This window comes from Caballeronia sp. BR00000012568055, assembly GCF_029439455.1.
Lineage (GTDB): Bacteria > Pseudomonadota > Gammaproteobacteria > Burkholderiales > Burkholderiaceae > Caballeronia.
In genome coordinates this window covers 1-11,379 of record NZ_JAQFVG010000010.1, presented here as the reverse complement: position 1 = coordinate 11,379, position 11,379 = coordinate 1, and the positions used below count along the sequence as shown (strand labels likewise).

10 protein-coding genes are annotated in these 11,379 nt (G+C 58.5%); 4 read left to right on the top strand and 6 right to left on the bottom strand.

The window, feature by feature from the left end:
* From P7F28_RS01320 to P7F28_RS01310, 3 genes are all read left to right on the top strand, one after another.
* On the top strand, positions 1-1,111 hold a 1,111-nt coding region (locus tag P7F28_RS01320; RefSeq protein WP_306805659.1), incomplete at its 5' end, for a GlxA family transcriptional regulator.
* 29 nt (positions 1,112-1,140) lie between these two features.
* Complete coding sequence (locus P7F28_RS01315) at positions 1,141-1,740, top strand: phosphatase PAP2 family protein (RefSeq protein ID WP_277182571.1); 600 nt, start codon at positions 1,141-1,143, stop codon at positions 1,738-1,740.
* Positions 1,741-1,828: 88 nt separating this feature from the next.
* Complete coding sequence (locus P7F28_RS01310; protein ID WP_277182570.1) at positions 1,829-2,767, top strand: LysR family transcriptional regulator; 939 nt, start codon at positions 1,829-1,831, stop codon at positions 2,765-2,767.
* Here P7F28_RS01310 and P7F28_RS01305 read toward each other — a convergent pair.
* The 6 genes from P7F28_RS01305 to P7F28_RS01280 all read right to left on the bottom strand — a co-directional run bounded on the left by P7F28_RS01305 (position 2,757) and on the right by P7F28_RS01280 (position 10,958).
* Positions 2,757-3,761 carry a glycosyltransferase family 9 protein gene (locus P7F28_RS01305; protein ID WP_277182569.1) on the bottom strand — a complete coding sequence of 335 codons (1,005 nt, stop codon included), beginning with the start codon at positions 3,759-3,761 and terminating at the stop codon, positions 2,757-2,759. The two genes, P7F28_RS01310 and P7F28_RS01305, sit on opposite strands and share 11 nt — an antisense overlap.
* Positions 3,762-3,779: 18 nt before the next feature.
* Entirely contained in the window at positions 3,780-5,678 is a 1,899-nt protein-coding gene (locus P7F28_RS01300) for a nucleoside-diphosphate sugar epimerase/dehydratase (protein ID WP_277182567.1), read from the bottom strand.
* An 11-nt stretch (positions 5,679-5,689) separates the two neighbouring features.
* A complete protein-coding gene (locus P7F28_RS01295; RefSeq protein WP_277182565.1) occupies positions 5,690-6,721 on the bottom strand; it encodes a glycosyltransferase family 4 protein in 1,032 nt (343 codons plus the stop codon).
* 123 nt (positions 6,722-6,844) lie between these two features.
* Positions 6,845-7,795 (bottom strand): NAD-dependent epimerase/dehydratase family protein, encoded by a 951-nt coding sequence (locus tag P7F28_RS01290; RefSeq protein WP_277182564.1) that lies wholly within the window; start codon positions 7,793-7,795, stop codon positions 6,845-6,847.
* Positions 7,795-8,625, bottom strand: coding sequence for a glycosyltransferase family 2 protein (locus P7F28_RS01285; RefSeq protein WP_277182563.1), 831 nt, complete (start codon positions 8,623-8,625; stop codon positions 7,795-7,797). The genes P7F28_RS01290 and P7F28_RS01285 overlap by 1 nt, the downstream gene beginning before the upstream one ends.
* Before the next feature lie 1,895 nt (positions 8,626-10,520).
* Positions 10,521-10,958 carry a hypothetical protein gene (locus P7F28_RS01280; protein ID WP_277182583.1) on the bottom strand — a complete coding sequence of 146 codons (438 nt, stop codon included), beginning with the start codon at positions 10,956-10,958 and terminating at the stop codon, positions 10,521-10,523.
* Between P7F28_RS01280 and P7F28_RS01275 the strand changes: the two genes are divergently transcribed.
* The coding region (locus P7F28_RS01275; RefSeq protein ID WP_277182579.1) for a hypothetical protein at positions 10,843-11,379 on the top strand (537 nt) is incomplete at its 3' end. The genes P7F28_RS01280 and P7F28_RS01275 overlap by 116 nt on opposite strands.

The window sequence follows — 11,379 nt, the reverse complement described above, 5'->3', positions numbered from 1 at the left end:
GTATCTGCTACTCAGGAGAAGGGAGAAGTCGATGGTATATGCCAATGGTGTAGGCCGGCTGCAGGTCGTGCGCGATGTCGATGACGCGCCTTCCGCCGAGATGGCCAACCCGGCAAAGCGGATCGGAATTCTGATCTTCGAGGACTTTTCGCTGGTCGAAGTCAGCTCGATTTCCGAAGTCTTTTCGCTCGCCAATCAGGTGCGCCTGCCCGCATCGGCGGGTGATCGCGCGTCAGGGGCGGCAAATCCGAACTATTCGCTGCAATTTCTGTCTTCCGATGGCGGCAGTGTCGCGAGCAGTTGTTCCATGCGTATCTGGACCGAGAGCATCGAGTCGCGCTGGATGAACGAGTGCGATGCGCTGTTCATCGCCGGTGGCGGAGGCGCGCGGCGTGCGCGTCACGATGCGGTGCTCAGGCGCAGGCTCGGCCGCGTCGCACCGAAGATTCCGTTCATCAAGGCGATCGGCGACGGCGCGCATATTCTCGCCGCCGCGAATCTGACCTTGCAGAACCGCTCACTCGATTTCGCCGATGAAGACGAGCCGGAAGAGGCGCTCTCCACTGCGTTGTCGCCGGCGATGTCGAGCGCGTTGTTCATCGCCGAGCAGACGCTGACGCTGGACGATCCGAAGGGTCCGATCGCAGCGGCCTTGTCGATCGTCAAGCGCGATCACGGTGCGGCGGTGGCGCGTGAAGTATCGGAACGCACGGTGCCGGGCGCGTGGCAAAAACTCGCCACCGTCCTCGACGATACCGAGAGCGGCGGCGTCAGGCAGAAGATCGATGCCGCTGCGCGCTGGATTCGCGAAAATTACGTCAAGCCGATTTCGATCACCGATGCCGCACGCGTTGCCGCCATGAGCGAGCGTAATTTCTTGCGCCGATTCAAGGCGCAAATCGGTTTAACGCCCTCGGAATATTTATTGCGTGCGAGACTCGATGCGAGCTGCATGCTGCTCGCCGGCACCGACCTTCCGGTGGACAAGATCGCGCGGCGCTGCGGCGCGGGCAGCGGCGACGGACTCGCTAAAATCTTCCGCAAACGGCTGTCGATTTCGCCGACCGAATACCGCATCGCAGGCAGACGCAAACAGCAGGATAGTTCGTGATGCGCGAGCGCACCTCATAACGGATTTGCATGACGTCAAAACAAATTTTCTACCTCTGGGCTTTTTCCAATTTCGGGGATGCGGCACTTACCCTGCCGATCGCCCTCGTGTGCGGTCTGTGGCTGCGCTCGGTCGACAAGCGCCTCGCGCTGTTCTGGGCGCTGTCGCTGGCGGCGGGCATGGCGCTGGTCGGGGTATCGAAAATTCTGTATGCGGGGTGTGGCGTCGAGTTGTCGGCGATCGATTTCCGCATGATTAGTGGTCACACCATGCTCTCGGCGTCCGTGTACGCGGTCGCGGGCGGCTTGCTGCTCGGCGGATTCGGCACGGCGTGGTACAGGCTGGGCGCGGCGGGCGGGCTGGTGTTCGCGGCCATGATCGGCTTCAGCCGTGTCGCGACCAATGCGCATACCACGTCGGAAGTGATCGCGGGATGGCTGCTCGGCGCGGCCATCGCGCTATTGCTGCTGATGCGCGTGTTCGAACAGCCGCGCAAGATGCCGCGCGCCGTGTTCGCGGGCGTGGCGTTGCTGGTGGTCTCTACCCTTGCCTACGGCCATCACGCGCCGTTTCAGGCCATGATCGAGCGGTATTCCTGGTGGGTTTGCAAGGGGCTCGGCTTGAGCTGAGCGCCGCGCGCGTTTCCTGCAACGTGCGGGCAATCCAAAGTATGATCGTTGATTAGCTTCGAACTATTCACGATTTCGGACTTCCCGCATGGACCGCTTTCTCGCAATGAAAGTCTTCGCACGCGTCGTCGAGGCCGGCAGCTTTTCGAAGGCCGCCGACGCGCTGCGTCTGCCGCCCGCCAGCGTGTCGAGAACGCTTCAGGCACTAGAAGCGCATCTCGGCGCGCGGCTCATCAATCGCACCACGCGCAGTATCAGCATCACCGAAGATGGTGAGGCGTATTACGACCGCTGCGTGCGCGTGCTCGGCGAAGTCGACGATATGGAAGCGTCGCTGTCGCATTCCAAGCTCAGTCCCAAAGGCAACGTGAAAGTGAGTCTGCCGCAGGTGATGGCCAAGAGCACGATCATTCCCGCGCTGCCGCAGTTCTTCAAGGCGTATCCGGATATCGGCGTGGAGCTGGTGCTGACGGATCGGCAGGTCGATCTCGTGGAAGAAGCGGTGGACTGTGTGGTGCGCGTGGGCGCAGTCGGCGACGTCGGGCTGGTGGCCAAGCGTATCGGCGCGTACTCGCAGATTACGTGTGCATCGCCGGGGTATATCGAAGAATACGGTGAGCCTATGACGCTCGATGATCTCGAACATCATCTGGCGATCGGTTATGTGCTGACCAATTCGGGCCGCGTGCGCAACTGGGAGTTTTCCGTCGATGGCGAATCGCGCGTCTTTGCGATGAAGCACAAGATCGCCGTCAACGATGGCGATTCGTATATCGCAGCGGGCGTCGCCGGGTTAGGGCTGATCCAGGGTTCGAGCTATACGCTCGATCCGCTGCTCAGAGCGGGCAAGCTGGTAGAAGTGCTGGGAGAGTATCCGTCGCATCCGCGCGTGGTGTCGGTGCTGTATGCGGCGAACCGGCATCAGCCGCGGCGCGTGCGTGTGTTTATCGACTGGGTCGCGGAGTTGTATAGCAAGTTGCCGATTTTTCAGGCGCATCCGTCGAAGGAACGGGCGGCTACGGTCTGAGCTTCAGTGCCTGCCAGTCAAAGGCTTGATACGCGCGTTCCAGCGCTTCGAGATCGCTTTCTCGCGCGCTTGCATGCACGCCTTGAAGATGCGGCATATCCAGTTCGATCGATACGCAGTTCGTGTAGTCACGCGCGCGTAAATCGGCGGCGATGGTCGTGAAGATCGCGGTCGTCGGTACATCGAAAGCGGCTGCGATGTGCAGCGCTGCCGTATCCGATGTGACGACGTAGCGCGCATGTTTGATCCACGCGAAGAAAGCATCGGTATCGCGTGATTGCTTCGAAATATCCCGGTAGTGCGGATGATTCACTGCGCCGTATCCATATACCGTTAAGCCGAATTCCTTCAACATCCGATCGACAATCTTCACACGCGCCGATTCCGGAATGCTGCGGACCGGCGTGCTGGCGGTCGCGCACAGCAGCGTGTAATCGAGCGCCGGCGCGTGAGGCAATGGCAGGTCCATCATCCAGCGATTGCGCTTGTCGTGCGCGGCAACTTCATCGGGATTCAGGCCGAGCGCCCAGAGAAAGAAATCGATCATCGGCATGGACGCGAATTGCGGCCAGAACAAATGATTGCCGATATCGATCTTCAATGCGCTGTCCGAAAGACTGGCGAACGGCACAGGCAAATCGACGATTTCGCCGAACTCAGGCGATGCGAGTTCATACAGCCGCCGCACATAACGCGGCGCACGCGCAGGCCGATAGATCGTGAACTCAAGATGCGGATGCAGACGCTTCAATGCATACAACGCGGTCAAACCGACGATCGAATCGCCGAGCGTGACGCCGAAGGCATTGATAAGTTGAACGTGGCTCGCACGGGCGTAGTCCACAGGGTCCGCATGATGAACGGGAAGCGGCACGTAGCCAGAAGCCGCATCGCCCGATTTTTCGAGATCGTACGGCGCGACAATCTCACCATCCGCCGATAGCAGCGATCCCGCATGAGTCAGCGCATGAAACTCGTCGAGCGTCGTCGCCATGCGTGAGCTGAGCGGGAATCAGCCGTTGACGCCGCGCGAATTCGCCGCCTTCGTCACCGGCACGCTTTGCAGCACCGGCGCCATCACCGTCTGATACTCCGGCACCCAGCGACGCAGATCGCGGCGCACTTCCTCGTCCGACAGAATCCGATGCTGCATCAGCCAGGGCAGCAACTCGTCGATGAAATCGTCCGGCACGCCGCGCGCCTTCGCGATCCGCAGTTTCGGATGCGGCGTGCGCGTGGTGGTTTCATCGTCGGCGAGGAGTTCTTCGTAGAGCTTTTCGCCCGGCCGCAGGCCCGTGAACACGATGCGAATCTGCTCTTCCGAATAGCCGTAGAGACGAATCAGATCGCGCGCAAGATCGACGATTTTCACCGGCTGCCCCATATCCAGAATGAAAATCTCGCCGCCACGACCCATGCTCGATGCCTGCAACACGAGCTGCGCGGCCTCGGGGATCGTCATAAAAAAGCGCGTGATTTCCGGATGCGTGACCGTCACCGGACCGCCTTTGGCAATCTGCTGCTGGAATTTCGGGATCACACTGCCGGCGCTGCCCAGCACATTGCCGAAGCGCACGGTTTCGAATTGCGTGCGCGGTGCGGACTGCTGCAAGGCCTGACACGCCATTTCCGCAAGGCGCTTGCTCGCGCCCATCACGTTGGTCGGGTTGACGGCCTTGTCGGTGGAAATCAGCACGAAGTGGCGCACGTCGTGGCGAATGGCGGCGCGCGCGACGCGCAGCGTGCCGAGCACGTTGTTGCGTACGGCTTGCCATGCGTTCTGCTCTTCCATTAACGGAACGTGCTTGTACGCTGCGGCGTGGAAGACAATATGCGGTGCGAAACGCATCATGGTCTGATCGAGCAGCAACGAGTCTTTTGCATCGCCGACGACGGGAATGACCGAGCACTCCGCAAATTTCTCGTGCAATTCCTCGATCAGCCGATACATCGCGTATTCGCTCAGATCGTAGGCAATCAGTTGCGCGGGCGAGAATCGCAGAATCTGCCGGCACAATTCCGATCCGATCGATCCGCCCGCGCCCGTCACCATCACCACGCGGCCGTGCAGCAGTTGCTCGACGTGCGGCATGTCGATTTTCACCGGCTCGCGGCCGAGCAAATCTTCGAGGTCGATCTGACGCACGCGCGACAGGAAACCGCCCTCGCCTTGCGTGAGTTGCGCGAGCGCGGGCAGCACCATCACCTTGACGCCGGCACGCACGCACAAGGTCGCGACGCGGCGTTGTTCATCGACACCCGCCGACGGAATGGCGATGATCGCGTATTCGGTCTTGTACTGCTCGGCGAACTTCGACAGATCGCTGAACGCGCCGAGCACTTTGTAGCCGAGCACTTCGCGGCCTTGCTTGGCGGGATCGTCGTCGAGCAGGCCGACCAGACGCCATTCGCTGGAGCGCGCGAGTTCACGCGCGAGCATTGCGCCAGCGGTGCCCGCGCCGAGCACGATCACCGGCTTGCCCTGCCCGACCAATCCGCCGTACAGATAAAACTCCTTCGATGCGCGGTACAACGCGCGTGCGCCGCCCATCGCCAGGAACAGCAGCAGCGGCGAGACGATGAGTACGGAACGGGGAATCACGGGAAGCGGCTGCGCCATCACCGCGCCGATCATCACCAGCAAGCCGCCGACGATCACCGATTTCGAAATGCGCATGAGATCGGGCAAACTCGCGAACACCCACATGCCGCGATAGAGGCCGAACACGCGGAACATCACGCCGTAGAGCGGCAGCACCCAGACGAGCGCCATTAATGCGCCGTGGCGGAAATCGGCGGGCACCGAGCCGTTGAAACGGATCAGATAGGCGACGAGCCACGTGCCCGCGACCGCGCAGAGGTCGAAGGTGAAGGCGCTGGCGGAAAGCCACGGTGCTTTGTATCGAATCATCCGCAGGTTCCTCACGCTTGTTCAGAAAGCCGCTGATGGCGACGCCAGCCGGAATCGACCACCACACCGACCGCCACCATCACCACGGCCCATGCCGCGACCGTCAGCCATTGTTTCGCGGGCGGCAACGCGAGCGCCCAATTGGCGAGCACGATGGCCGCCAGCATCAACAGGTACCACGCAAGCGCCGTGCGCGCGTGGCCGATTCCGAGCCGTACCATGCGCTGATAGTAGTGCTCGCGATGCGCCTGCCAGAATTTTTCGCCGCGCGATAAACGGCGCAGCAAGGTCACCGATGCATCGGCGATGAAGGGCGAAAACACCAGCGCCGGAAACCATATCGGCCACGTTCCCTTCAGCCAGCCCCAATATCCGAGCGCGCCAGCAAGAAAACCCAGAGGAATCGACCCTGAATCACCAAGAAATATCCTAGCTGGATGAAAGTTGAACAGCAAGAAGCCCATTGCCGCGCCCGCAATGGCGGCACTCGCGACGCCCAGGTCGATTTGCGGTACGGGGCCGGATAACGCCGCAATCGCGTAACCGCCGAAGCCGATCATCGCCATGCCGCCGGCGAGGCCGTCCGAGCCGTCCATGAAGTTGTAGAGATTGACCAGCCAGACCATCAGGAAGCCGACCGCGCAGAGCGCCCACCACGGCACCGGCGCGGGATTCAGCACGATCAGCAGCGCCACGGCCGCAACATGCGCGCCGAAGCGCACGCGGGCGGGCAGTCCACGCCGGTCATCGATCTGCGATACGGCAGCCAATGCCGCCGCCAGCACGGCCACGAGCCACATCAGCGGCGCGGCGATCAGCATGGCGATCACGCCAACCGGCACGATGCCCCACCCGCCCACTCGCGGCGTAGGACGCATATGTAGCGAACGCTCGTTCGGGATATCGGTGGCGAGTCGCCAGGCCAGTCCGGTGCGCAGCAGCGTCAGAAGAATCAGCGCACAGGCAGCAAGACAGGCAATCGCCACGCACAGCGCGGCGATCCGGGGCGAATCGACGAAAAAAGGCAGCAACGGGCGGATCATCCCAAATATCGGTACGGTGGGCGAGGTTATCGATTGCGAATCTTGCCGGCTTATTCTTGGTTCGCGTGTTACCGGCGCATATCGGTTGTTACCGGACGTTAACCCGTCTCTGTTAGCGAGAAATTATTTTGCCCCGGACGCCAGAAACCACGAGGCAGTGGCCGCGAGACCGGCGTCGAGCGTGTGGGACGGCCGCCAGCCTAACACATCGCGAATATGGTTCGAATCGACTTGCAGACTGCCGGTCAGGCGATCGATCTGCGCAGACTTGCCCGTGAGGCGTCCGAGGGTTTTCAGCAGACGTGCGGGCACCGGAACCAGCCGCGCCGGACGATGCAGATGCACACCCAGCCGCCGCGCCAGCTCCGATACTGTCGGATCGTCGCCATCGGTGATGTGGAAAAGCTGATTCGCGGCGCGCGGATGCATCGCGCAGGCGACCAGCGCGGTGGCGAGGTTATCGATGTAGACCATGCTGCGCCGCGCCTCGATCGCGCCGATGGGCAGAGGCATGCCCTTCGCGATGGCGCGCATCAGATTGAAGAAGTTGGCGCGCACTTGCGGGCCGTACACCAGCGGCGGACGCGCAATCACGATCTCCAGGCCCGTGCGTGCGCCGAAGGCTTGCAGCATGACTTCGGCTTCGGCTTTGGAAATGCTGTACGGATCGGGCGGATTACGCACGTCGGTTTCGAGCAAAGGACGGCCGGGGTCGAGTTCGGCGAGCGCCTTGATGCTGCTGACGAACACGAAACGTTTCGCGCCGGCCTGCAGTGCGGCTTCGGCGGTTTTGAGCGCGCCATCGACGTTGATCGCGCGGAAGGCGGCGAGCGGATCGGTGGCGGCGTCGTTCATCACGTGGACGCGGGCGGCCAGATGGACGACCGATGCGCAGCCCTGGAACGCAGCCGGCGTGATGGAATCGAGTGAGCCGATGTGGACGGTTTCGAAGCCGGGTTCGGGCGTGATGCCCTCGCGCACTACCGACACGGGCCACGCGCCTGCATTCAGCAAGGCACGCGTCAGCGCCTGGCCGACGAAACCGTTCGCACCGGTGATGCCGATGCGCTCCATCAGAGCCATCTCCAGCCGAAGCGGTTGAAGAAGCGAATCGCTGAGGTGATGAAGAGTTTGATGTGCGTGAAGCCTTTGCGTGCGGCATCCCCGCCGTGATGCAGGACGCGCACGGACGGCACGTAAGCGACGCGCGCGATCTCATGTGTGCGCAGGCTCAGGTCGTAGTCTTCGAAGTACAGAAAGTAGCGCGGGTCGAAACCACCGAGCTTTTTCAGGACTTCGGTGCGATAGAGCATGAAACAGCCGCTGATGATGGGCGGGTCCCAGAAAACATTTTTATCGTCGATGGCGTCACGGAGTTCATAGTGGGCGAGACGTTTGGCGAACGGCGCGCGCAGGCTGCGCGGGAGGAAGCCGCGAACGAAGAGATCGAGGACGGTGGGGAAGCGGCGGCAGAGGAATTGCTGCGCTCCGTTACCGCTGCGAATGTTTGGCGTGATTGCGCCCACTTCCGGATGCGCGTCAAGAAAGGCAATTCCCTGAAAAAGCGCGTCATCGTCGAGTTCGATGTCGGGGTTTAGAATTAGGTGATAGCGGCTGGTGGTGCGCTCGATTGCTAGATTATGGCCGCGACCGTAACCAACATTGCCTTGGCCTTCGATAATGCTCGCCCGTAGCCATGGTTCGTTGGTCATCTCCGACCAGTTAATGTGTTCGTCCGTTCCGTTGTTAACGAGGTAGACCGGCGCCGACGCGATTCTGTTCGCCTCGATCGCGGTGTTGAGCGTATGAAGCGTAAGTTCGAGAAGTCGGCGGTGCGGCCGAAAGATCACGATGGAAACGCTCAGCGGGTCACGTGGACTAGCGTTGTTGGAATGGAAGTTCAACTGCATCCTTAATAAACCGAAACGAGCGAGACTCTCCAGTTTTGCTTGCGGAACTGGGCATCCATGTATTGTCGCCTAAATAGTGCGGGCGCGGGAACTCGACTGAATCGTTAGCCGGCGCGCAAGCACGCCTCATTAGCTATGCACGCAACTGGACACCGATTGCAAAACCAGCCTTTCAGTCCGGTGCAAGACCCACAGTCATCATAAGCCTCGCGACAATCTACGCTAACCTCCACCTTCTTCTACCGAACTCGACGCCCTGCGTGGCAAAACTTATCTCTTATCGAAATCATCGTTTTGGAAGACACAAGTAGCTAAAGGATCGGCACGGTATGGTGATCCAGCGCCGCATTTTCAACATCCTTCCGCGAGCGGCCTTTGCAAGTGACGTGCAGCGTGATGCGAAGTTAGGTCGGCCGCTCTATCGGTAGCGCTTGGTTCAACGTGATTGCGTAGCAGTTGAATCAACGAACCGTCGAGACCGCTGTCTGATGTTCCGCGTCTAAACCTGCGTCTAGCTTGCTGCCTGTTAGCGTGTTTGCGGCGAGCAATGACACACAATAGTTTATACACTCTTCTTCAGCTTGTTCCTCATGCGCCACATATTGGATTTCCTCACCACTCGAGCGGACTTGCGTGTATCCACCAATGCTGTGAATACCGCCTAACTAAGTTCCTTTGTTATGAATGCGAGTGTGTTTGGAGGTTTCACCCCAGTTGAAATGGTGGTTTAGCACATGCTGACAAATAGTTCGATGCCTATCTCATCCACTCGGCTGTTGACGTCGCTGTGCATAAATTAGAAGGCTCGCGGCAGCATCTAAAGTCTTAGTGCAAACATTGAACCATTATCACCATTTCAAAATTTGTTGTCTTATTAACGTCGGGTGGTCGCTCCCGCGTGATGCCCACTGTTGGCTTGGGGATTTTCGATTTTATGCGGACTTACTGTCTGTTGGAAACAAAATTTTAATACATCTGCTTGTTCTTATTAGTATTGAGGAACGCACAAGCCATTCAATGCCATACGGAAATCGAATCCGTTATTGTTCGGGCGCTCGAACTATAGTTAATCTGTTTTACTGACATTTGCCATCGCCTTTACTATCTACTAAGCAGGCCTCGCAATGGCGTCCAAAGCATGTAAAGGAAGTGCGAACGATCATGTCAACGGTTGTTGATGCTGTCGTTGGTTCAGATGTTACACAAAACTACCTGACGGAAACTGAGTGCGGTTGAAGCCGCATGCATCATGGCCCTATCGGCCCAATGAAGGCTGCGACAAGTTGAGGATACGTCTGCGCGGACACTTTTCAACGACATAATGAAATGACCAGCTTTATCCTGGCGACAGTCCCACAATGAAAGGCTCGGGCTAACGTATCGAGGTTGCGTAAGAAGTCACGCTATCGGCGTTGATCTGGCAAACGTACGTCTAACATTCGTGGACAAGATGCGAAGGGCTAAGCGATCTTTCGGAAGAGGCTTATACATCTGCAGTTCCTTCGCCTCTTTCGCGATATAGAAGTCGTACGGCAGTCATGGAAGCTTGCGCTGGCTCGCACTGGTTAGCACGGAAGCTGAGCGCGACTAGGCATGTAGACTTCACCTATAAAGACTATCAGTATCGGTAAATATCCTAAAGGCACGCAGACCCGTATTCGAGCGACCCGCGACCGCGTTTGGCAATGGCGTCAGTCGAATTGCAAAGTAACACCGCGGCAGTCTCACGAGACCTTTGTGATGGGGCAACCAACCCGCGAATACCAGCGTGATCCATCGTCGAATTTCACTGCTACGCCGCTCTTGAGGAATCTGCGTTGGGTGCTACTGTATGACGGACAAGCGCGCACCGCATCGACCAGATACATAAAAGAGATGGCCAAACTAACTCAATACGAAAAAACAGTTTGGAAAAGTAGGTAGCGATTGTATTCTGATGATAGTTTATTGTCATTGGAATGCAAGCGGTGTAATCTATATGCAGCAATTGTTGCCACCTCACAGCTCGGCAATAGCGCTTTTTTAATTTCATCGAAAGCATCTTGTTGGTCTATCTCGCGAGGAATAACAATGCGCGCTTTTTTTGGACTATTTTTGCTGCTGTGTTTAGGTGTGCAAATGCCGGCTGCCTTTGCACAGGCGGCTTCAACTACCTGTCCTAGCATCGTAGCATTTGGCGGAACACCGGGAGGCACAGATAACACCGCTGCTTTGAATGCAGCCTTATCAGCGTCTTCAGGTGGGCGTGCTTGTGTGTACTTTCCGGCAGGGAGATGGGCGTTGAATAGTGCGCAGTCGTACACATTTGCGTCTACCTTGGCTTCCATAACGATCGAGGGCGCTGGGCAAGATGTATCGGAATTATACTTTCCAAACGCGACGTCCGGGCTCACTTTCAACTACAACGGGGCTTTTGATTCAGTTCACTTAAAGAACCTGTCACTCACGTCCGGAGCGGGCGCTAACAGTACAATTGGTATAAGCCTTAATCAGATGCAGACTTCGAATTCCAACCCGGGCAATACTGCTTTATCCGATATTTCTAATGTTACCCTAAGAGGGGCAGACGGCTATCTTGTTGGCGCTCACTGGGGCACCGGTGTTCAGGTTTCGGGCGTCTCTAACGTCAACTTCTACGGCGATTATATTATTGGGCCGGCTGGAAATGGCGTAGTATTACAAGGAACGAGTTCGAATATTCCGGTTGTATTCAACTTTACCAACACGTTCTTTAATAATCTGACGACA